Below are 244 nucleotides of genomic sequence, written 5' to 3'. Positions count from 1 at the left end.
AGGGCTGGGCGAGCTTGGCGTTGCTGGTGCAGGAACGCTTCGCCCAGGACCCGCACAGCGGCCATCTCTTCCTCTTCCGCGGACGCCGGGGCGATCTGGTGAAGATCATCTGGTATGACGGCCAGGGGAGTTGCCTGTTCATGAAAAGGCTGGAACGGGGGCGTTTCATCTGGCCGACGCCGGCGGATGGCGCGGTGTCGATCTCGGTCGGGCAGATGGGCTATCTGCTCGAGGGCATCGACTG

The 244-nt window shown here is 64.8% G+C and carries 1 protein-coding gene; it reads left to right on the top strand.

Annotated features, from left to right (window positions below; genetic code table 11):
• Positions 1-14: 14 nt before the first annotated feature.
• The coding region (tnpB, locus tag EJ903_RS26750) for an IS66 family insertion sequence element accessory protein TnpB (protein WP_246016007.1) at positions 15-244 on the top strand (230 nt) is incomplete at its 3' end.

Source organism: Azospirillum griseum, assembly GCF_003966125.1.
GTDB lineage: Bacteria > Pseudomonadota > Alphaproteobacteria > Azospirillales > Azospirillaceae > Azospirillum > Azospirillum griseum.
The sequence above is the reverse complement of the archived record's forward strand: the minus strand, read 5'-3'. Positions and strand labels throughout refer to the sequence as shown.